Consider the following 23,387-nt stretch of genomic DNA (forward strand, 5'->3'; position numbering starts at 1 on the left):
GTGCGTTATCAGATATATATATTCATTTTTTTGAAAATTATAGAATTCACAAAAAAGATTTATTCCATATTTTTCTTATTAATATAATCTGTGTCGTTTAAACTCACATCTGACTATCATCCGACGGGTGATCAGCCGGAAGCCATAGAGCAATTAGTACAAGGCATCCGACGGGAAGATAAATACCAGGTGCTTCTCGGTGTTACCGGCTCGGGTAAAACTTTTACGATCGCAAATGTAATTCAACAGGTACAGAAACCTACCCTGATCCTTAGCCATAATAAGACACTGGTGGCTCAATTGTATGGTGAATTTAAAAACTTCTTCCCTGAAAATGCAGTTGAATATTTCGTTTCCTATTATGATTACTATCAGCCTGAAGCTTATCTGCCTGTTTCCAATCTCTACATAGAAAAAGACCTCTCTATTAATGCGGAGGTTGAGAAGCTTCGATTAAGCACTACTTCTTCATTAATGTCAGGACGGAAAGATATTATCGTTCTTGCCTCCGTTTCCTGTATTTATGGCATAGGAAATCCTACAGAATACACACGTGCTATTATCCGGTTACAAAGCGGAGAAACAAGAACCAGGAACAGCTTGCTCTATCAGCTTGTAGATGGTTTGTATTCAAGAAGCGATGGTGAAATGAAAGGTGGAAATTTCAGGGTAAAGGGAGATACCATAGATATCTTTCTTCCCTATGCAGACTATGCATATCGCATAACTTTTTTTGGTGATATAATTGAAGAAATTGAAACATTCAGCAAGGATACCGGGAAGAAAATCGGCAATGTAGATAATGCCGCCATTTTTCCTGCGAATATGTACATGGCTCCAAAAGATCAATTCAATGATATCATGAACCAGATAGAGGATGATATGCACAAGCAGGTTGATTATTTTTCAAGCAGCGGAAAATATCTGGAGGCAACACGATTAAAAGAACGCGTAACATTTGACCTGGAGATGATGAAGGAACTTGGTTACTGTTCAGGAATTGAAAATTATTCCCGTTATCTCGATCGGAGAAACCCGGGAGAACGACCTTTTTGTCTTATGGATTATTTCCCAAAGGATTTTTTAATGGTGATTGATGAAAGCCATGCTACCATTCCACAAGTGCGCGGTATGTATGGAGGTGATCGTTCACGCAAAACCATATTGGTCGAATACGGTTTTCGTCTTCCTTCTGCCCTCGATAACCGGCCTCTGAGCTTCCAGGAATTTGAAACTATGATTGACCAGGTAGTTTATGTAAGTGCCACACCAGCAGAATTTGAGCTGGAGCAAACTGAAGGTTTGTTTGTGGAACAGGTAGTTCGTCCGACTGGATTGCTTGATCCGGTAATCGAAGTGAGACCGAGTATTAATGAGGTAGACGACCTGCTGGAGATGGTGAGCGAGCGAACGAAAAGGGGTGATCGAATCCTTGTTACAACGCTTACGAAGCGAATGGCTGAAGAGCTTTCTAAATATATGACCCGGCTTAATATACGCTGCAGATACATTCATTCCGAAGTGGAAACGCTGGAGCGTGTCCAGATTTTGAGGGATCTCCGGCTCGGTGTTTTTGATGTATTAATTGGTGTGAACCTGCTTCGGGAAGGATTGGATCTTCCCGAAGTTTCTTTAGTAGCTATTATGGATGCTGATAAAGAAGGATTCCTTAGAAATGAACGATCACTTACGCAGATTGCAGGACGGGCAGCACGGAATATCGATGGCCTGGTAATCATGTATGCAGATGAGATTACGGAATCTATGCAAAAGACCATTAATGAAACGAACCGGCGCCGGGAAAAACAATTGCGCTATAATGAGGAGCACGGCATTACTCCTAAAACTATTTTCAAATCACGGGAACAAATAATGAAGCAAAGTGCGGTTCTGCAAATCAAGCCGATTGATCCGATGGCTTATGTTGAACCGGAAGAGGCATCCCTTGTGGCAGATCCCGTGGTGGAGTATATGAGCCGCGATCAATTACAGAAAACGCTGCTTACCACTAAAAAGAAGATGGAACGAGCGGCTAAGGATCTCGACTTTTTAGAAGCTGCCCGGTTAAGGGATGAGATGTATGCACTTGATAAAATTATTAAGCAGAAATTTGAAAATAATCCCGCATAATTTTTTTTGGCTGAACCTTCTCAACCTTCCTCAAGTTATATTTACACTGATTAAAAGAATACTGTAATTCACCAAAAAAAATTTAATATGCCTTTTGAACTTCCCAAATTGCCCTATAGCTTCGAAGCAATAGAACCTCACATTGATGCACAAACGATGCAGATTCACCACGATAAGCATCACCAGGCTTACGTTACAAATCTGAATAAAGCTTTAGAAGGAAATGAAGCTGCAAACAGCAGTATTGAAGAAATCTGCAAAAACATTTCTAAATTTCCCATGGCAGTCCGCAATAATGGAGGCGGGCATTATAACCACTCCTTCTTTTGGAACATCCTGCAGCCCGGCGGGAACAGTACGCCTAACGGCACCGTAGTGGAAGCTATTAATAGCACGTTCGGAAGCTTTGATAAATTTTATGAAACCTTCACTAATGCAGGTGTCACCCGGTTTGGCTCCGGATGGGCATGGTTAATTGTAGGCGCAGATAAGAAACTTGCTATTACCTCCACTCCTAACCAGGACAATCCATTAATGGATGTAGCTGAGGTTAAAGGCACTCCTGTGCTTGGAATAGATGTTTGGGAACATGCTTATTATCTTAAATATCAAAACCGCCGCCCAGATTATATTGCCGCTTTTAAAAATGCAATTAACTGGGATCAGGTGAATATGCTATTGAAGAAAGCGATGTAGTATTTGCTGTCGCGGAGATTCCATAAATTGTTATCGTCAAGAATGAAATAACAGCCTTATTGCCCTGTCATTTACAAAGATGTATTTTTATAATTCAGCTTAATGCTTTTTATGAAAAAACAGCTGTTTCTGATATTTTCTGTTCTCTCTTTTGTCAGCTTAGATATCAAAGCGCAAGACACTTACCATACAGCAACCTGGCTGCTTGATGGAACCAATATTTATCCATCTGTCGGAACTACAGCGCCGATCGGCCCCGATTATGGCTGCGCAGTAACCAATAAGCGACCGTATTGGGGCATGCTGGCTGCCTGTGCGCCTGCTGAAACTAACAGTATTCTTGACGGGACAATTTTTGAATATTCTTCATCCAATCCTATAATTCTGGATACCGTAAGCATGGTGATATGGGGCCCGTTTGATGATACGGCTGATATTTTCAACCAGTTAACCACATCATCTATATATACCTGCATTAATTTCTATTTTGATGTCCGATATACTTACAATCACATAAACCTTTCTCTAAAGTCCGGGAAAATTTACTATGCGGTTATTATGAGCTCTGATTCTGTTGAGTCGATATTAATAGAATATTTTCCTATCCTGCAACCTGTTTCATATGTTGATTCCAGTCACTGCTCGATCTGCAAAGGGCACGTGACTTATCTGCCACAACGGATCTGCATAGTGACTGTTGACAGTGCAACAGGAAAAAATAAAATCATGTGGACACCGGAGGACTCTGCAGTGCAGGCATATATTATATACCGACAGGGAAGTGCTGCAGGAAAATTTGATTCAATCGGAAGGGTGGAATTTAACGAACCTAAGGAATTCATTGATGAAGCTTCGAATCCCTTAGAAAAGTCGTATACATACATTCTGGGTACGGTTGATTCCTGCGAAAGGATACAAGCCGATTATACCAGTCCCAAAAATACTACTATTCACCTCACCTCCAGTGTTGGATTGAATGGGGAAGTAAACCTCGTTTGGAACCCGTATGAGGGTTATTATTCAAATACTTCGCAGTACTATTCCACCTATTATATTTTTCGCAATGTCAACTACGGTCCTTATCAGATAATTGATTCCATTGCTTCCAACACCAGTACATATACCGATTTGACCCCTCCCTCTGGTCCGTTAAATTATAGAATTGGAATTCATGTTCCCACCTGTTACGCAGATCAGGGAATTTTCACCTATTCAAACCGCAGCAGCACTACTTCAACCGGCATTTGGGAAGGCTCCTTACCCGACGATGTTAAACTTTTCCCGAACCCGGCGCACAGCCTTTTCAATTTAGAGCTTGGGAAATTAAAAGGGAAAGTTGAATCCATACGCCTGTTGTCTTTATCAGGTGATGTCATTATTCCTTCATTTATTCCTCTAAGTGATAACCTTAACATTGACATTACAAGACTTGCTAAGGGAATTTATATGCTTGAAATCAATTCGAACGGCATCATATACCGGATGAAAGCAGCAGTTATGTAAAAATTGAAGTGTTTACAGCTTCACTATGTGTATGAAGAACACTACTAAATAAAAGGGGGAGCGTCTTTAGACCTTCAAAATAATAAACTATGCCATCAGCTTAATTTTTTTCATTAAGCCACTCTTAAGGTTATCGGCTTTCTTTTTATGAATTACATGGCGTTTTGCCAGCTTATCCAACATAGAAATAGTCTCAGGAAGTAATTTTTCGGCATCTTCTTTAGACGTAGTGGCACGCAAAGTCTTTACTGCATTGCGCGTAGTTTTTCCATAATAACGGTTACGGTCTCTTCGTTTCTTTGCCTGGCGGTCGGCCTTTTGGGCATTTTTGGTATTGGCCATCTGGTAATTTTAGTGGCGCAAAGATAAAAGAATTCAAGTAGCTGCCAAATCAGAGAATTTTATAATATGGTTACATCACCCGCAATCGATGCTTCTCAAAATAACAATTGATTTTAAGAATGCATTATGAACAGTGTTATTGAAATCATTAACATTATTTTTAAAACAACTCCTTTATTTTACATTTACCGACCAAAAATTATACATGGAATTTAAAGACATCCTTTCCATCAGCGGAATGCCGGGACTATTCGAGTTAGTTTCAACAAAGAACAATGGAATCATAGTAAAATCCCTGGAGGATGGCACCTCCCAGTTTATATCTTCCCGTATCCAGGGTGTTTCTCCGCTGGATAATATCTCAGTATATCTTAAGCAGGAAGAAACCATAGAGCTGAAAAAAATATTGCGCGATATGATGAATAAGGAGAATGAGTTGACGATGCCAAATGCTAAAGACGATCCTGCGGCATTAAAAGACTACTTCAAAAAGGTAGAACCTGAATATGATGAAGAAAAGGTTCACGTAAGTGATATGAAGAAGATGATTAAATGGTATCATCTTTTAAAGCAGCATAATTTAATTCCTGCAGAAGAAGAAAAAACAGAGGAGAAAGAAACCGAAAAAACCGGTGTTGAAGCAGAAGAGGGCGAAAAAACAGAAGCGTAATTGGCCGGTTATATCTTTCCAATCTAACCTTACAGCCTTTAATGAAATTACGTATTAATCATTATCGGCATTACCAGCATTAACAGATCTTCATTTTCCTTTTTATCCATCGGCATCATAATGCAGGCCCGGGAGGGAGTAGAACATTCTACCCGCACTTCTTCTTCATTCATTGACGAAAGCATATCAATGAGAAACTTTGCGTTAAAAGCAATTTCCATGTCTTCCCCTTCATAATTGCATACCAGTGTTTCATTCCCTTCATTTGAAAAATCCAGATCACGTGCATTAATCTGCAGTTCGCTGCCGGTAAGTTTCAACGTAGCCTGGTGGGTTGTTTTATTTGAAAGCACAACCAGCCTGCGCAGAGAATTCAGTAAATCACCTGAATTAATGGAGAGCTTGTTAGGATTTTCAGTAGGAATTACTGCCAGGTAATCCGGGAATCGTGCATCGATAAGGCGGCAGATAAGCTTCACATTTCCAAAAGTAAAAAATGCATTGGAGCTGTTATATGAAATTTTAACTTGTGTTTCCTCCTGCGGCAAGGCATTTCCAAGTAATTGCAGTGCCTTCTTGGGAACGATGAATGAAGCGGACTTTATGCTTTTTGCATCGAGCCTTTTATAACGAACAAGCCGGTGGGCATCCGTTGCAACAAAAGTAATTCCCTCCGGTGTCAGCTCGAAATTTACTCCCGTCATGGCCGGCCGCATGTCATCGGTACCAATTGCAAACAACGTTTTATTAATAGCATTAGCAATTACAGGAGAAGGCAATTTAATTTCCTTTGTTTCTTCAGGAACAGGAATGCGGGGGAAATCATCACCGTTTTCACCTGTTAACCTGTATTTTCCTTTATCGGATGTAATTTCTATGGAAAGATTTTTTTCATTCACAGAGAAAGTGAGCGGCTGTTCAGGAAGCGTCTTTAAGATGTCAATAAGCAACCTTGCCGGTACAGCGATTTTCCCTTCTTCACCGGTTTCTACATCGAGCATTGAGCTCATCGATGTCTCCAAATCAGTAGAAAATACAGTGAGCATGCCCTCCTTTATCTCAAACAAAAAATCTTCAAGGATGGGCAATACGGTATTTGAGCTTACAACCCCACCTATTAACTGCAACTGCTTTAATAACGAACCGGAAGACACAATAAATTTCATTCGGAGATTTATTTTTTTAAGAGATGCAAGATAATGATTTTGGAAAAACGACCTTGTTTAATATTAGTATGGAATATAAATCATTGTAATTAAAATGTTCACAATAGATAGGTCTTAATCGGCAACATGGAGTTGCTGCTCATGTAAATGTGTGGCCTGATCACGGCTTACTTTAATTGTAATGGTTAATTTTTTTTCTCATTTTGTACTCATAAATATGCGACCATGAATTTTAGTCAGCTTTTCAGGAAAAAATCGGTTAATCAGATATTAAAAGATGTGGAACAGGGTTACTCCGATGGTGAAGGCGGAACTGGTCTTACCCGCACTTTGAAAGTTCGCGACCTTACATTCTTTGGAATAGCTGCCATCATTGGTGCAGGCATTTTTGGTACGATTGGCCAGGCATCTTTCGATGGTGGCCCCGCAGTTTCATTGCTGTTCGTTTTTATAGCTGTAGCATGTGGCTTTGCTGCGCTGTGCTATGCAGAATTTGCTTCCATGATCCCTATTGCAGGCAGTGCATATACTTATTCTTATGTGGCTTTTGGTGAATTAGTAGCATGGATCATCGGATGGGACCTATTGATGGAATATTCAATAGGAAATATTACAGTGGCTTTAAGCTGGAGCTCTTATTTCGAAACTTTTATCGGGGGTTTCGGCCTTCATCTTCCCTCCTACCTTACATCCGATATTATTTCATCTTACCATGCTTTTGAAGCAGGCAGCACTACTTCACCTGAATACCAGGCCTGGGTAACTGCACCGCGCATTGGCAGCTTTCCTTTAATTGCTGATATTCCCGCCCTGTTCATCACCATATTTATAACCTGCCTTATTTACATAGGTATCAAAGAATCAAGAACGGCCAGTAACCTGATGGTGATGCTGAAATTAACGATTGTAGTAGTAGTCATTTTAATCGGTATATTTTATATAAATCCATCGAACTGGCATCCGTTTTTACCCAATGGAGTAAGCGGGGTGCTAAAAGGGGTAGCAGCCGTTTTTTTTGCTTACATCGGTTTTGATGCCATTAGCACCACCGCGGAAGAATGTGAAAACCCGCAGCGGGATCTACCTAAGGGAATGATATATGCGCTTATTATTTGTACCGTGCTCTATATAATAATGTCTCTTGTTCTTACGGGAATGACGAGCTACAAAAATCTTGGAGTGCAGGATCCTTTAGCCGATGTATTTAAAAATATACCTTCATTAAACTGGCTTGCCGGCGTGATTGCCTTTAGTGCCATTATAGCTACTACAAGTGTATTCCTCGTTTTTCAGCTTGGCCAGCCAAGAATCTGGATGAGCATGAGCCGCGATGGCCTGCTGCCCAAAAAATTTGCAAGCATCCATCCTAAGTATCATACCCCGGCTTTCTCCACTGTAATGACCGGCTTTTTAGTGGCTGTTCCTTTATTATTTTTAAATTTTACATTAGTCACTAATCTTACAAGCATAGGGACCCTGTTTGCCTTTGCATTGGTTTGCGGAGGTGTCCTGATCATGCATGAACAGAAAGATCTGCCCCAGCGAAAATTTAAAGTATGGTATATCAATGGCAAATACATTATACCACTTATGTTTTTGACCCTGTTTTTTTTAATGTATTTATATAACCGGGAAACTCTGATGGATTTTATCTTTTTTAAGAATTCATCGGATACTACCAGCAATGCTATGAGTGTGGGTAAAGAAAACCTGCCTTATTGGATTTTTATAATCTATGCAATTTTGATTTCATGGTATTCCTATAAAAGAAATCTTTCTCTCATTCCGGTCCTGGGCTTATCTATGTGCATTTACCTGATGTCAGCCTTGACCACCACAACCTGGATTGGCTTTACCATCTGGCTTATAATAGGGCTGGTCATTTATTTTCTATATAGCTTTAAAAATAGCAGGCTGCATACAGAAACAAGGATTTAAATTAAACTTGTCAAGTTGTCACGAATACAGTAAATTCACATTATGAAAACTTTCAGTGTGGGTGATTTGAAAGCAAATTTTTCTGATGTGCTGAATATGGTACGGGAAGGAGAAGAAATAGCTATTTCTTACGGCAGAAAGAAAAAAATAGTTGCCCGCATTATACCTGAAAAAAAAGTAAATATTAAAAAAAAGCGCAGGCTGGGATTATTAAAAGGGAAAGGAAAGGTTACTTTTCACGGGCAATGGCGTATTACCGATGAGGATTTCCTTAATTCATGAGTTACCTCCTTGATACGCACACTCTTATTTGGGCAATTTTTGACGATCAGAAACTTTCTCAGCAAATACGATCCATTCTTAGTGATTCCTCTAATAATATTTATGTAAGCCATGTAACCTTTTGGGAAATTTCACTAAAGCATTCTATAGGTAAAATTGAACTAAAAGGCACAACTCCTGATGAATTACCTTATTGGTGTAAAAGGCTAAATTTCGATGTATTCCCTATTTCAGAAAATGATGTATGCAGGTCATATGTCCTTCCACCATCTCTGCACAAAGATCCTTTTGATAGGCTGTTAGCCTGGCAGGCGATCAACCGCAATTATTCTTTATTATCGAAAGACAGCTTACTTAAAGTATATATTCCCTGGAAGCTCACCGTTATCTGGTAATAACATTTGCTGATTTATTTGCCAACTGACCGCAGGCTGCATCTATGTCTTTTCCGCGGCTCCTTCTTATGGTAGCTGTAATCCCGTGATTATTTAAAAAATCACAAAAATAAACGGTGCGATCCTCTTTTGATTTATTATAGGCAACACCTTCTACTGAGTTGTATTCGATCAGGTTTACGCGGGCAGGCACCTGCTGGCAAATCTTAAGTAATTGCCTGGCATCTTCTATACTATCATTAAACTTATGGAAGAGAATGTATTCAAATGAAATACGGTTAAATGTTTTTTTGTAAAAATAATTCATCGCTTCAACCAGGGAAGCAAGATTGTTCTGCTCATTAATGGGCATTATAGTATTTCTCTTTTCATCAATTGCTGCATGAAGAGAAAGCGCTAAGCGAATACGCACGCCATCGTCGGCCAATTTCTTTATCATTTTTGCAATTCCGGCTGTGGAGATGGTAATCCTTCTGGGCGACATGGCTAAGCCTTCAGGTGAGGTAATTTTTCCTATCGATTTCTTAACTGAACCATAATTCAACAGCGGTTCTCCCATTCCCATAAAAACAATGTTCGTAAGCTGTTTCTGATAATGTGCAACTGATTCATTGTTGATCAGCACTACCTGGTCAAATATTTCGTCAAAATTCAAATTGCGTTTTCTTTCCAGTTTCCCGGTTGCACAAAAACCACAGGTTAGTGAGCAGCCAACCTGCGATGAGAGGCAGGCTGTCATCCGGTCTTCGGCAGGAATTAAAACTCCTTCCACAAAGTGGTTATCAAATGTTTTAAAACGGAGCTTTATGGTTCCGTCCTTACTTACCTGTTTTTCATCCGTTGAAAGTGAATTAATGAAATAATTATTTTTTAGCTTTTCACGCAACTCTTTTGAAAGGTTGGTCATTTCATCAAAAGAAGCCGCTCCTTTTTTCCAAAGCCATTCATCCAGTTGTTTCGCACGGAAAGGCTTCTCCTGCAGGTGAACCATGGCCGCAGTAAGCTCATCTTTTGAAAGAATTCGAAAATCTTTTTTTTCTGCCGAAATCATCCGCAAAAATATGCAAATCAATAATTAGTCTCAATCTCAATGCGATTACCTTTATTTGGAGAAGAACCATTGCCCATTTTGTTAATTTGCGTGAAATAATTTTTGATGCCTTCCAAAGAACTATTTTCCTCTACGCTTGATATTTCCTACCAATTTTCTGGCAAGTCCATAATTCTTGGTGCCGCTATTTTTAATGGTGAAGTATTGACGCATCATCTGGTAAATGTGCCACTGCAAACTATAAATCGCCATGGGTTGATAGCAGGTGCTACAGGCACCGGTAAAACCAAATCTCTTCAATTGCTCGCAGAAGGACTTTCAGATAATGGTGTGCCTGTACTGCTAATGGATATCAAGGGTGACCTTAGTGGCCTGGCAAAAGAGGGAACGGTGAACCCAAAGGTTATGGAGAGGATGGCTAAAATTGGCATTGACTGGAAGGCTTCAGGTTACCCGGTTGAACTATTTTCACTATCCGAACAACCGGGCATCCGGTTACGCGCAACCGTTTCTGAATTCGGACCTGTTTTATTTGCTAAAATCTTAGAATTAAATAATGTACAGCAAGGATTGCTTGCAATGATTTTTAAGTATGCCGACGATAAGCAATTGCCGCTGCTTGACTTGCAGGATTTAAAAGCGCTTATACAATTTGTAAGCGATGAAGGTAAACAGGAAATTAAAAAGACCTATGGTGCAATATCAACTGCTTCATCGGGCACTATTCTTCGTAAAATAATTGAACTGGAGCAACAGGGAGCCTCTGTTTTCTTCGGCGAGCCTTCCTTTGATCCGCATGACTTGCTGAGAACCGATAGTAGTGGAAGAGGATATATTAACATCATCCGCCTCACAGATCTTCAAAGTAAACCCAAGTTATTTTCAACATTTATGTTGCAGTTATTAGCAGAAATTTTCAGCTCTTTTCCCGAAGAGGGAGATGCTGAAAAACCTAAGCTGGTTATCTTCTGCGATGAAGCGCATCTGATCTTTAATGAAGCATCAAAACAACTATTGAATGAAATTGACACCACTATTAAATTAATCCGCTCCAAGGGTATTGGCATTATTTTTTGCACACAGAATCCCCAGGATATTCCTGCCTCTGTACTCAGCCAGTTAGGATTAAAAATACAGCACGCTCTTCGGGCTTTTACGGCAGCCGACAGGAAGGCAATTAAGCTTGCAGCCGAAAATTTTCCTTCCTCTGAATTTTATAAAATTAATGACCTGATCACTCAACTGGGAATTGGCGAAGCGCTGGTAACCGCATTGAATGAGCAGGGAACTCCAACTATGCTGGTGCATACCCTAATGAGCAGCCCATCTTCAAGAATGGATATCCTGACCGATTCAGAAATTCAGCAAAATATTTCTGGCTCCAAATTAACAGGAATTTACAATCAGCCTATTGACAGGCAAAGCGCATTTGAACTACTACAGAAAAGGATGAATCTAATGCACGATGATGAAGATTCAGGCAACAGTACACCTGCAACGAAACAAAATAAAGCAGAGCTGAACACTTTTGATAAAATCCTGAAAAGCCCGCTTACCCGTTCTATCGGCGTAACAGTTGCCGGCATGGTAACCAGGACATTGCTGGGTTCCCTGGGATTAAAATCAAGAAGCACCTCGGGAAGGAGACAATAAAAAAAAGATTTGCTGGAATCAAATTATTGTTTACAGAAGATTGTATCTCCTTATATATTATGAAACAATTTTCCTATACGAGCGCTCAATGGGTTCTTGTTATTTTAACTGCAATAGAGACTGCCTGCGCTTCTTACTTTACTAAAAATAACGTTGCATATATACCCCTGACTTCCATTGTTTATTTCCTAAGCGGATTAATGATAGGCTTAATTCCATTGCATCGATTCGCGGCCGTTTTACATAATCCCAAAAGTCTCTATATCCAAATACATCGAATTGCGATAATCGTGTTTTTTTGTTTTGGAATGTACTATTTGATACCGCATGTATACTGGGTTTTTAGCTGGATTAAAATCGATTATCACGCAGCTGATATGATACCGCAAATTCAGGTCGCGTGCCAACGGTTTTTCTTTGGCGAGAAAGTTTATGCTCCAATGCCTGAGGTATGGGGAATGCTACCCACCTATTTACCAATGATGTGGTTACCCTACCTTCCTATTTACCTTACAGGCGGGGATGTTCGCTGGACCAGTGTATATTTTTTTATAGCAGCTATTGCCCTTTTACTCTGGATGCTTGGAAGCCTGAAAAAAATTAACTGGGGACAACTGCTTCTGATTTTAGTATGTATCGGAAATTTAATTTTTATTCAAACTGATTACAACCGAAACTTTTTTGCCTGGACTGAAGAAGGTGTAGTAGTGGGCTATTACATTTTATTAGGATTCGGATTATCTAAAAAAAGACCCTTTTTGACAGGCATTGCAATTACCTGCTGCCTGCTTAGCAGATATTCTTTATTTTTCTGGATTCCTGCTTATCTTATTTATCAATATTTTTCAGGAAGAAGAAACCATGCAATTATAGAAGCCGTCATTATAACCTTTCTTACAACAATTTTATTTATTATACCATATTTTTCTACCAATGCTACTTACTTTCTTCACCTGCCTCAAAACTATAGCAATGTTATTAAGCAGATATGGCTGCATTCCTATGATCAGATTGAAAAATCTCTGGGATTTGCGAAATTTTTTCAAGTTAGCCAGGTAACCTGGCTGCACACTTTTGACATTTTTCTTGCAGCTGCTGTGCCTGTCATTTTTTATTCTATACTTTACTTAAAAAGAAAATCCAATAAAATTAATTTTACCTTTTCAGGCCTATGTGGGTTAAAACTCACGCTCACTTTTTTTTATAATTTTTTAGAAGCGCCATTCTTTTCTTACCTGTATATAGTGCCTACGCTTTTTAGTTATGTGATTCTGTTTCACTTTCTGAATTCTGAAAGTCAGCAATTGATAAAGGATGTTTAATATGATGCGTCGGGAAAGCAGCATACCTCCGAATTGAATATGAATTATTACCCTATCAATTCAATTATCCTTCTGTAATTATACTTTATTTAGTCGTGGTCTTTTAAGTATTCCTGGTAGCCGAGCTTCTCCAATTCCTGTGCTTTATCCTCCACACTATTCTTCATTTTTGTTCTGTATGCAATTAATTTTTCAGTAAGATTTCCACCATCGTTCAAGGCTAAGATCTCCAGCGCAAGTAACCCTGCATTGTATGCACCATTTATGGCAACGGTTGCCACAGGTATGCCCTGTGGCATCTGCACAATGGAATAGAGCGAATCAATACCATTCATAGATTTTGACTGTATGGGAACACCGATAACGGGAAGGTGAGTGCCCGATGCTACCATGCCCGGTAAATGTGCCGCTCCGCCGGCTCCGGCAATAATCACTTTTATACCCTGTTCCGCTGCAGACTTGGAAAAGCTTATCATTCGATCAGGGCTGCGGTGGGCCGAAACAATGGTAAGCTTATAACCTACTTTAAATTCATCGAGAACAGCAGCAGCGTCTTTCATTACATTCAGATCACTATCCGAACCCATAATAATTGCAACCTGCACCTGGAGATTAAGTGACATATTATTTAATTAAACAGCTTACTATATAAATCGGGGATTATTAATTTCAACTGCATTACACACCTTTAACTGGCTTAAGTTCCTGCACCGATATTTTCCTTTTCACCTGATTCGCCTTTCTCTTTGCTTCCCTTATATTTTTTCCAAGAATGGTTATGTGCCCCAACTTGCGCATGGGCCGCGATTCTTTTTTCCCGTATAAATGAATATACACTCCAGGAATTTTTAATGCCTCATTACAACCATGAAGATAATAACTGCCTGTAAATTCTTTTGAGCCTAAAATATTGATCATGACTGCAGGCCTGATGAGTTCTGTGCTGCCCAGAGGTAAATCCAGGAGTATACGAAGCAATTGCTCAAATTGGGATGTGTAGCATGCTTCAATGGTATGGTGACCGCTGTTGTGCGGCCTTGGTGCCACTTCGTTTACATACCAGCGATTGATCTTACTAAGGAACATTTCTACTGCAAATATTCCTGTACCGTTCATGGCCTTTACAACCTTTACTGCAATACCTTCTGCCTTTTTCAAAAGTGAGGCACTTATTTGCGCCGGACAGATCAACATGGTTACCAGGTTAGCTTTTGGATCGAACTCCATTTCTACAGGCGGAAACATTTTGATGTTACCTTTTTGATCTCTGCAAACTATAATTGAAATTTCTTTCCTGCAATCTATAAGAGCTTCGAGAATTGAAGGTTCCCTAAAAGGAATATTTTTGTCCGATTTAAGATCGTTGCTGCTCATAAATTGTACACCTCTGCCATCATATCCTTCCTTCCTTGATTTTGCAACAAATTTTTTCCACTTGTATTTTTCAACAGCCAATTTCCATTCATCCGGCTTATTTACCAGTACATATGGTGCGGTAGGAATTTTATGGTGCGAATAAAAATCTTTTTGTAACCCTTTATCCTGAATAATCTGCAAAACCCGGGGGGAGGGGATTAACTTTTTTCCCTGTTTTTCCAACTCCAGTAACGGCTGATTGTATATGTGCTCGATCTCATAAGTTAAAATATCCGCCTTTTCACCCAACCGTAATATGGGTGCTTCTTCTGAAATACTGCCTACAATTTGATGACTGGCAATACCCGATGCGGGACAATCTTTATCAGCATCCACAATAATACATTCTATATTATAGCGCAATGCTTCTTCTATAAACATACGGCCAAGTTGCCCGCCACCAATTATTCCTATTACGGGATTATTCTTCATCACAAAAAGCTTTATTTAATATCACCTTTGGTTCCTTTAAAATAACAAGCGATAAAAATAATATTCTGAATGCACATCGGTAATAACCTAAAGAGGCCTGAAATTTATTTCGCCTGCTATTTTAAATAAAAAATCGTCCGGACGTGGACGATTTTTACTTTAACCCAACAATTTATTACCAGATTTTTCCTCTCACTTTTTCATCCCGATACATGGAATCTCCTGACTTTACACCAAAGGCAGTATAAAATTCTGGCATATTAGACAGCACCCCAATAACTCTGTATTTGCCAGGGGAATGCGGATCCACTACCAACCTTCTCTTTTGTTCCTCGGCTCTGTGAGAGCCTGCCCACACCTTGGCAAAACTGATAAAGAATCGCTGCTCAGGAGTAAATCCAGCTATTTTTATCGTATCGTTTGGATTCGATTGTTGTGCCTTCTTAAACGCATTATATGCAATAGTTACTCCCCCTAGATCGGCTATATTCTCGCCTTCTGTAAGGGCTCCATTCAGGTGAAAGGTATCTATCGGTGAGTAACCATTGTACTGTGCTTCAATAAGCTTTGTACGGAGCGTATAGGCAGCAGAATCTTCGCTGGTCCACCATTTTTTTAAATTTCCTTCGGCATCATAAAGCCTTCCCTGATCATCGAAGCCGTGGGTAATCTCATGGCCGATAACGGCTCCTATAGACCCATAGTTCACCGCATCGTCACCATTTGGGTAATAGAAAGGAGGCTGCAAAATCGCAGCGGGAAAAACGATCTCATTATTCGTTGGATTGTAGTATGCGTTAACCGTTTGAGGTGTAAGAAACCATTCGGTACGATCTACTTCAGTGCCGAGCTTATTCAAATTTCTGTGTGCCTCAAATTCAATACTTCGGAAGACATTCAGCACAAAGGGGCCGTTGTTTATCTGAAGAGATGAATAGTCGCGCCACTTATCAGGATATCCTACCTTAATAGTTAACTGGCTTAATTTTTTTTCAGCATAATCTATTGTATTGCTGCTCATCCAGTCCACCTTTGCAATACGTTCATTATAGGAACTGATGAGATTATGAATAATATCCAGCATTCGCTGCTTTGATTCAGCAGTAAAATTGGCTTTAACATATTCTTCACCTAACAATTCTCCAAGGCAAAAATTTGCCAGGTTCTGTATGCGCTTCCACCGAGGATCAATTTCCTGGACACCTCTAAGAACTTTACTATTAAAATTAAAGTCTTCATTTACAAAATCCGAACTTAGCAGAGATGCAGCTCCATCTATAATATGAAACTTATAATATATTTTCCAGTCTTCAATACTCGTAGACTTAATGGCATTATTTACCTGGCTTAAAAATTTAGGCTGATTTACAATCAGAGTTTCAAATGGTTTAAGAGACAGTGTACTGAAGTAAAGATCCCAGTTAATATTTTTATAACTTTTTTTCAGTTCTGATTTCGTCATTTTATTATATACAGCATAAGGATCACGCTGTTCTACCTGGGTCATCGAAGCGCCTGCTAACTTAGTTTCGATATCCATAATTATACGGGCATCTTTATCGGCTGTTTCTGTGCTATTCCCCGTTAGGGTAAAATACTTTGCAATATGTTTCAGATAAGCTTCCCGAATTTCTTTTGACTTTTCATCATTCATAAAGTAATATGCTCTATCAGGCAAGCCAAGTCCTGTTTGAAAAAGATACAATACATATTTTTTACTGTCTTTCTGGTCCTGGTTGACCGCGCATGCAAGTATACCAACTGAATTAACCAGGTTCGAACTGGCAGTAAACCGGATTACATCATCTGTATTCGTAAAAGAAGCGATTGTATCGAGCCAGGGTTGTAAAGGGGTAATGCCTTGCTTTTCAATACTGACAGAGTCCATACCTGTAGCGTAAAAATTTCCAACCTTCTGAGTTGAACTTCCGCTTGCTGCGCTATTATCTGCGGCAGCCCTGTCCAGCACTTTACGTACTTTGTTTTTAACTGAATCATCCACTACTTCCAGAGCGCGCCAGGAACTTTCTGTAGAAGGAATAGGATTGGTTTTTATCCATTTCGAATTTACAAAATCATAAAAATTTGTAACCGGATTATACGAAGAATCGAAGGTGTGCGGGTCAATGATGTTATTTTCAACAGTCATTGATTTTTTATTTGATGTAGTACAGGATGCTATTGCAGTAAGTATTGCAATAACCGCCAGAAGTGTTTTTCTCATAAGAAGCATTTGTATTTAAGGATGGGGCAAAGTTAACCTGAACGTCCTATTTATTTAAGTTTTCAGGCAAGTTAATAACCTGATAAGATGCGTATTCATTGATAATATCAAATTCGTCCAAATCAATAAACAGACTGATAAATAAATCCTGAATCTCGACTTTAGTTTATAGGTTTAACCTGCATAGCAGAAATACTAACAGTAGTTGGTCTGCTTTATTTTAATGATTGCCTTATGAAATCATTGTTTGGTCAAAATAAGATGAGCCCTATACACATTACTGAACGATGCATTTATTTTTACCGTAAAGTTTCTTGTTGAAAAAAGTCTTCCGATACCCGGTTCTGTGCATCACCTTTATTATTTTTCATTTTTGCTCCATTGCCCAGTTTCACTTTGTTCCGGCGCTGGTCTGGCTTTCAAACGGGGATACCCTGAAGGGGTGGGTTAATGACCGGGGATGGACCAAAATTCCAGGGCATATCCGTTTTAAACAAGACCCACATGATCCTGAAAGCATCTTTTATTTTCCTGCAAATATTGCTGGATTCACCGTAAACAATAAAGAAGCTTTTGTAAGCTATGTAGGAAATATTGATTCTGCGCATGCAGTAGTCCGGCATACATCTACGGCAATTAAACCCCGCGGTATTTTAGATTCTCTGTTTTTGAAGCCGCTGGTGAATGGAAGAGTCAGCTTATTTTTTTCCATAGACAAGAGGGGTGTTATGCACTACTTTATAAAAGCCTGGAACCGGCCCATTGAAGAACTTCACTTTTTCGAATTTATATTTTATGAAAAAGGAATTAATAAGGGAATTTTCGAGTCGGTAACCATGCATGTTATTCAGCAAAATCAATATAAACAGCAGTTACTGGTTTCCTTTGCCGATTGTCAGGCAATCTATGTTCATTTAGCCACATCAAAGACCCATTTTACAAGGCATAATCTTAAGAAATGGTGCCTTGAATACAACCAACAATGTGTAGAGTAGGTGCATGCGTTTTACAATACTCCTTCAATTGAAAAAATTTATTTCTCAAATATTTAGCATTAGTAAGATTATATTAAAATTAGATTATATTAAATTTTTTTGCATCACTTTGTTTAAATATTGTGCCCTACAGTTATATGCTTGTAGCAATTCTGATGGAACTGAAGATAATGCACTCTTTACACCCGCTGCTGGATTTAATGACACTGCAACGATTACCGTAAAGGTAAAAGATGCCAGTGGCAACTGCTCTACGGATGTCGTTTTTCACATTGCTGTTTCTGCTCCTGCAAATGTCACCGTTAGTCCGGCTAAGTTTTGCATGAATGGCTATGGCGCAGTTACCGTTACAGCAGATCAGCCCATCAATACGATCTGGAAAGTTACCGATACCGAGAGCAATTTCGACCAGGTCAACGGGAACCAGGTGATGGTGCACGGCAATTCAAGCTCCTTTACAGATACGCTCTGGGTAGTTAGCGGCACTGGCTGCTGTAAGCAATATCCTGTTTCGTTTACTGCCGATAACACTTGCTGTAGCGCATCCAGCGGACTGGTATATGATAACCCTACGCCGCTGACTTTGGAATATAATCTGAAGCTGCAAAACTATGCTGCAGACTATAATACCGGTGTAATTGATATGAATGGCACCACCAACAATAAAATTTCTATCAATGGCATATTCAATATTGACACCAGCATTACTTTTCGAAATTGTCCGAAGATAACTTTTAGTCCCGGTGCTATTACAAAATTTATTACTCACAACACTCCTGTTTATCTTAACGCTCGAAACAGCACATTTCAAAATTGTGATGATAATAGTATGTGGAAAGGTATTGTAGATAGTACCACTTATGCTTATTTTAATTCTGATAGTTCATTTGTATTGAAGCAGGCTATTGTAGGAGTTAAAAGTACCAAAGGTGGAAATGTCCAGATCAAAAATAGCACCTTCTCGGATAATCACGAAGATGTACGTTTTCAGAACTATGGGAGTAGCTTTTCAAATTCCTATATCAAGACCTCATCGTTTACGGCTGCTTCAAATGGCCTAAAGAGTCCCTATAGTAACCAAACAAAGTATGTGGCAATAAATGATTCCGCAGATGGTGCACTTACTATTGGAGGTACAAGCACGGGTAACGCTTTTTCAGGTGGAACACATGGTGTAAAGGCGAACGGAGCGTTAATTACCTTATACGGAAATACCTTTACCGGCTACGGAACCAATCAATATGCGGTTAAGGCAAAAGGAGGTATGGATGTACTCACGGTTGGCGCAACCGCTTCGGGAAAAGGAAATACATTTATCAGTGACTCCAATGCAATTTCTTCTTCATATGGCACGCTTACCGTTCAAGCCAACAACTTTACCAACTGCCAGACAGCGGTAGAGGCCGATAACGCCAGTGGAAAAACCCTGAAGATAAAAAACAACAACATCTCAAATGCACAAATCGGTATCTATTGTTACAACAATCCGGGAGCGCACTTCGATATTGGGATGAATACTATATCAACCCACACAGCAACAGGAACCACTCCGGTGATTGCAGGAATTTATATCAGCGAAACAGGTCCAGTGACGGATTACGACAACGTTTATGATAACGTCATAACGTCAAAAGGCATATATGGCATCTATACTTTAAATGTGAGTTATCTGACACTAAAGAACAATACGATTAATCCGTTTAGCTTAAGTTTAAGCACTCCCACCTATGGCATACGTAATGAAGGTGGGCAGGGTTTAAAATTGTATTGTAATACCATTACCGGAAACGTATCGTCAGCAAGCAGTAACATTTATGCCATTTCCATCTCTGCATCCACGGTTGATACGTTAACAAGCAATTCGACCGATAAAGCTTATTATGGCTTACAGATTAGTGGGAACAGCAATGGCATGAGAGTGCTTTCCAATAGTTATTACGATCATCGAGTTGCAATTCAATTAGGATTGGGTGGAAGTTTTTCTACTATGGGAGATCAGCTTGTTCGGAAATATGATGGCGTTCATAAACAAATACCGGGAGATAAGTTCTATGCAAATTATACCGGATCTGTTTATCAACTTGGCGGAAATAGTGGTCAGCCGACAAATTTTGCTTACAATAATACTACTCCGTATAGAATTTTCGCTAAAGAACCTACAAGTAATTTTATTCCATCTTTTATCGATTCAACCGCCCTATTCTCCAAATATTTGCGGCACTCAGCTTCGTAGTTCAGAAACTGACATTGATTCAAGCAATACTGCAAATGATTCAACCGATTACAGTGAATACAATGCAATTATTCAAGCTGATAGTAGTGATTATTCTACATGGAGTGAAAAGCAATTTGTCTATGAATCTGTAGCTGCGGATTCCACTCAAATGGTGGGTGACGAAGAGTTACAAACCTTTTATGACACTACTGGTACTTCAAATATAGGAACGCTTGCCGACGCAGAAAAAATTATGGCTAATGCTTATAAAGATTCCTCTGAGGTAAATATTGATTCCTTGAACATTGCCATGGATTTATTAAATGATATAAATTCTAATTTTGATTACGAAGAAAATCTAAAGCAAACTCTTACCTTATTTGCTTCACATACCAACGACTCAGGATTGAGCTTTAGTGACGGTGAAAAGAGCTATATTGATTCAGTTTCTGTCCTTTGTCCATATACAGCAGGAGAAGGTGTTTATTTTGCCCGTGGATTAAGGGAAACATATAATGGTGCAATATTTTATAACGATAGCCTTCTGTGTATCCTTAATCAAGGAATTCCAAAAACTCATCCATCGTATGATGCTTTAAAAACACAGTTTGGAATCTATCCTAATCCTGCACTTGATGAAATTTACTATTTAATTTCAGCCAATGAGACGAATCCTATTTATTTAGATATAGTGAATGCCTATGGACAGGAATTAATCCACAAAGAAGTATCCAATCATGAATTGAGCAGGCTGGATGTTTCCCAGTTTTCCAATGGGCTTTATTATGTATATTTAAATAGTGCTAAGAAAAGAATTGCCTTGAATAAACTCGTGATAGCTCGATAAGAATTAAATATGATAAAGGTTTTTCTTACAGTTATGATTCTGGGATATTCATTGGTTTCCGCTCAATTGAGAACTAATATTTGGGAATTGAGTGGCACTAGAAGCGCTAACTACAGAAATAAACAGAACCTTACAGAAGTAAATTTCAGTAATAATTTTGCAGACACCTCGACGGTTTTTAGACAGATGTCTTTTTTCATTACCAATTCGAGTATTTCTGATACTGTGGGAAATTTATTGTTTTATTCAAACGGCCAGTGGATTGCCAATCGCAATCACGATTCGCTTCAAAATTGTAAAGAATTTAATCCTGGCTATTCCACTGACCATTATTATGATGGCGGGGGACTTGGGTTTACTCAAGGATTAATCATAATACCACACCCGGATAGTGGTTTTTTATACGATTTATTTTACATCACTACTGAGAAGATACATTATCATGGCAATTTATATTATTATCCATTTCACTTAAGTCATAGTATCATCGATATGCGGCTCGATAGTGGATTAGGAGCAGTTACCATTAAGAATGAGCACCTTATTGAAGATACGCTTGTACAAGGAAAGTTAGCAGCTTGTAAGCATGCAAATGGTAGAGATTGGTGGATCATTGACCACAAATGGAATTCCAATATTTTTTATACGTGGTTACTTACACCTTCTGGAATTGAAGGGCCTTTTTTGCAGAATATTGGTTCGAAAGTTTTAAACGATTTTGGCTTCGGTCAAGCAGTTTTTTCTCCAGATGGTAACCAGTTTACCATTCAAAGTAACTACGATTATTTTATGGACCATTTTCATTTTGATAGGTGCTCAGGATTGCTTAGCAATTGGAGTAGATTGTACTCACAAACGGATGTAAATAATTTTGTCGGAGCAGCCTTTTCAATGAATAACCGTTATCTGTACCGATGTTCGTATTTCAATGTTATTCAGTATGATACGAAGATGGATAATTTTTTTAATAATCCGGATACAGTTGCTACATGGGATGGTACATATGCGCCTTTGGATACCTGGTTCTTTTTATCACAACTTGCTCGCGACAACAGAATTTATATTAGCACTGATGGAGGAGACAGTGTGCTCACCTATATAGATCAGCCTGATAGCGCAGGTGTATCTTGTAATGTTATCCAACACGGTGTAATTTTACCATATTTAAATAATCATACTGTTCCCTATTTTCCTAACTACGACCTCGGCCTTATCGGAAATTACGTAGCTGATGCAGGAGCAAATGATACAATCACCAAAGGTCAGAGCGTACGGCTTGGCATCCCTCCTGTTTCAGGAGTAAAGTATTTGTGGCATTCAGATTCCACTTTAAGCGATACCACCGTTGCACAGCCTATTGCATCACCGGATACCACTACCACGTATTACCTTACCGTCACAGACACTTCCACTTACAGCAGTTGTAATGTGAGAGAAGATACCGTAACGGTGTTTGTAGATATTGCTGATGCGGTATACTCTCCTAAACCGCAAAACCACGGTACTTTTAGAGTTTCACCCAATCCGGTTTCCACCTGGCTTAATATTATTTATCAATCAAATGATGATGGTGTGTTTGAGCTGTATAATGCATTTGGCTATCGAGCAGCAACTATGAGTTTATATCACTACTTTAAAAACCGAATGCTGGCCGTAAGTGCTCTTCCAAATGGAATATATGGATGGAGGGTGATGCAGCGAGGTGAGCGGATAGCGGAAGGAAAGGTAGCAGTGATAAACAGATAAGAAGGAGTTGAGGTTTTTATCCTATTCTCAGTCCTATCAATATTCCAATAAACAAGAACAGTATTGCGAACATTATTAAATGAGCAATAATGATAGAGTCTTGAATGTCCTCATGGATATTGAACCGTTTCCTATAACCTGAAACTATTTGGTTCATTCAATAATGAATTCGTTACGATTTCGGCTTACTCCAAAGATCACAAATTTTCCACTCAAGATGCTACTTTTTAAAATAGTTAGGGTATTCCCGAAAATGTTTCAAATTCATTTGGAGTGATGGCTAATGCTTGCTGATCATCTTGCTAAGAGATATTTTTTTGATTCATGGAGCAGCGGATATCCTTTTGGTTTAGCAGCGAACACA

18 protein-coding genes are annotated in these 23,387 nt (G+C 39.1%); 12 read left to right on the top strand and 6 right to left on the bottom strand.

Annotation, left to right across the window (positions count from 1 at the left end; genetic code table 11):
- Positions 1–90: 90 nt before the first annotated feature.
- From uvrB to H0W62_02830, 3 genes are all read left to right on the top strand, one after another.
- Positions 91–2,130, top strand: a complete 2,040-nt coding sequence (gene uvrB, locus H0W62_02820) for an excinuclease ABC subunit UvrB (GenBank protein ID MBA3647475.1) — start codon at positions 91–93, stop codon at positions 2,128–2,130.
- Positions 2,131–2,217: 87 nt separating this feature from the next.
- On the top strand, positions 2,218–2,826 hold the full coding sequence (locus H0W62_02825; protein MBA3647476.1) for a superoxide dismutase: 609 nt from the start codon (positions 2,218–2,220) through the stop codon (positions 2,824–2,826).
- 111 nt (positions 2,827–2,937) lie between these two features.
- Positions 2,938–4,329, top strand: coding sequence for a T9SS type A sorting domain-containing protein (locus H0W62_02830; GenBank protein ID MBA3647477.1), 1,392 nt, complete (start codon positions 2,938–2,940; stop codon positions 4,327–4,329).
- A gap of 87 nt (positions 4,330–4,416) precedes the next feature.
- Here H0W62_02830 and H0W62_02835 read toward each other — a convergent pair whose 3' ends face one another.
- Positions 4,417–4,671, bottom strand: a complete 255-nt coding sequence (locus H0W62_02835; GenBank protein ID MBA3647478.1) for a 30S ribosomal protein S20 — start codon at positions 4,669–4,671, stop codon at positions 4,417–4,419.
- Positions 4,672–4,876: 205 nt separating this feature from the next.
- Here H0W62_02835 and H0W62_02840 point away from each other — a divergent pair, with 205 nt between their 5' ends.
- Positions 4,877–5,341: a DUF5606 domain-containing protein gene (locus tag H0W62_02840; GenBank protein MBA3647479.1), complete on the top strand. Its 465-nt coding sequence runs from the start codon at positions 4,877–4,879 to the stop codon at positions 5,339–5,341.
- 47 nt (positions 5,342–5,388) lie between these two features.
- On the opposite strand, the gene dnaN is transcribed toward H0W62_02840, so the two are convergent.
- Positions 5,389–6,507 carry a DNA polymerase III subunit beta gene (dnaN, locus tag H0W62_02845; protein MBA3647480.1) on the bottom strand — a complete coding sequence of 373 codons (1,119 nt, stop codon included), beginning with the start codon at positions 6,505–6,507 and terminating at the stop codon, positions 5,389–5,391.
- Positions 6,508–6,732: 225 nt separating this feature from the next.
- Here dnaN and H0W62_02850 point away from each other — a divergent pair, with 225 nt between their 5' ends.
- The 3 genes from H0W62_02850 to H0W62_02860 are packed head-to-tail and all read left to right on the top strand — an operon-like array spanning position 6,733 to position 9,122.
- On the top strand, positions 6,733–8,445 hold the full coding sequence (locus H0W62_02850) for an amino acid permease (protein MBA3647481.1): 1,713 nt from the start codon (positions 6,733–6,735) through the stop codon (positions 8,443–8,445).
- Between the two features lie 42 nt (positions 8,446–8,487).
- Positions 8,488–8,727 (top strand): prevent-host-death protein, encoded by a 240-nt coding sequence (locus tag H0W62_02855; GenBank protein ID MBA3647482.1) that lies wholly within the window; start codon positions 8,488–8,490, stop codon positions 8,725–8,727.
- A complete protein-coding gene (locus H0W62_02860) occupies positions 8,724–9,122 on the top strand; it encodes a type II toxin-antitoxin system VapC family toxin (GenBank protein MBA3647483.1) in 399 nt (132 codons plus the stop codon). Before H0W62_02855 ends, H0W62_02860 begins: the two co-directional genes overlap by 4 nt.
- On the opposite strand, the gene rlmN is transcribed toward H0W62_02860, so the two are convergent.
- Positions 9,112–10,173 carry a 23S rRNA (adenine(2503)-C(2))-methyltransferase RlmN gene (gene rlmN / locus H0W62_02865; protein MBA3647484.1) on the bottom strand — a complete coding sequence of 354 codons (1,062 nt, stop codon included), beginning with the start codon at positions 10,171–10,173 and terminating at the stop codon, positions 9,112–9,114. The two genes, H0W62_02860 and rlmN, sit on opposite strands and share 11 nt — an antisense overlap.
- A 105-nt stretch (positions 10,174–10,278) precedes the next feature.
- Here rlmN and H0W62_02870 point away from each other — a divergent pair, with 105 nt between their 5' ends.
- Both H0W62_02870 and H0W62_02875 read left to right on the top strand, forming a co-directional pair.
- The gene (locus H0W62_02870; GenBank protein MBA3647485.1) at positions 10,279–11,826 is read left to right on the top strand and encodes a DUF853 family protein; all 1,548 of its coding nucleotides are present in this window, start codon (positions 10,279–10,281) and stop codon (positions 11,824–11,826) included.
- A 59-nt stretch (positions 11,827–11,885) separates the two neighbouring features.
- The gene (locus H0W62_02875) at positions 11,886–13,148 is read left to right on the top strand and encodes a hypothetical protein (GenBank protein ID MBA3647486.1); all 1,263 of its coding nucleotides are present in this window, start codon (positions 11,886–11,888) and stop codon (positions 13,146–13,148) included.
- Between the two features lie 89 nt (positions 13,149–13,237).
- On the opposite strand, the gene purE is transcribed toward H0W62_02875, so the two are convergent.
- The 3 genes from purE to H0W62_02890 all read right to left on the bottom strand — a co-directional run bounded on the left by purE (position 13,238) and on the right by H0W62_02890 (position 17,220).
- Positions 13,238–13,771 (bottom strand): 5-(carboxyamino)imidazole ribonucleotide mutase, encoded by a 534-nt coding sequence (gene purE, locus H0W62_02880; GenBank protein ID MBA3647487.1) that lies wholly within the window; start codon positions 13,769–13,771, stop codon positions 13,238–13,240.
- A 55-nt stretch (positions 13,772–13,826) separates the two neighbouring features.
- Positions 13,827–14,996 (bottom strand): 5-(carboxyamino)imidazole ribonucleotide synthase, encoded by a 1,170-nt coding sequence (locus H0W62_02885; protein ID MBA3647488.1) that lies wholly within the window; start codon positions 14,994–14,996, stop codon positions 13,827–13,829.
- A gap of 175 nt (positions 14,997–15,171) precedes the next feature.
- Positions 15,172–17,220, bottom strand: a complete 2,049-nt coding sequence (locus H0W62_02890; protein MBA3647489.1) for a M13 family metallopeptidase — start codon at positions 17,218–17,220, stop codon at positions 15,172–15,174.
- A 317-nt stretch (positions 17,221–17,537) separates the two neighbouring features.
- Here H0W62_02890 and H0W62_02895 point away from each other — a divergent pair, with 317 nt between their 5' ends.
- The 3 genes from H0W62_02895 (at position 17,538) to H0W62_02905 (ending at position 23,023) form a co-directional block, all read left to right on the top strand.
- A complete protein-coding gene (locus tag H0W62_02895) occupies positions 17,538–18,215 on the top strand; it encodes a hypothetical protein (GenBank protein ID MBA3647490.1) in 678 nt (225 codons plus the stop codon).
- Between the two features lie 109 nt (positions 18,216–18,324).
- On the top strand, positions 18,325–20,448 hold the full coding sequence (locus H0W62_02900; GenBank protein MBA3647491.1) for a right-handed parallel beta-helix repeat-containing protein: 2,124 nt from the start codon (positions 18,325–18,327) through the stop codon (positions 20,446–20,448).
- Between the two features lie 838 nt (positions 20,449–21,286).
- On the top strand, positions 21,287–23,023 hold the full coding sequence (locus H0W62_02905; protein MBA3647492.1) for a hypothetical protein: 1,737 nt from the start codon (positions 21,287–21,289) through the stop codon (positions 23,021–23,023).
- Positions 23,024–23,387: the final 364 nt, after the last annotated feature.

It is taken from the genome of Chitinophagales bacterium, from assembly GCA_013816805.1.
Taxonomy (GTDB): domain Bacteria; phylum Bacteroidota; class Bacteroidia; order Chitinophagales; family UBA10324; genus MGR-bin340.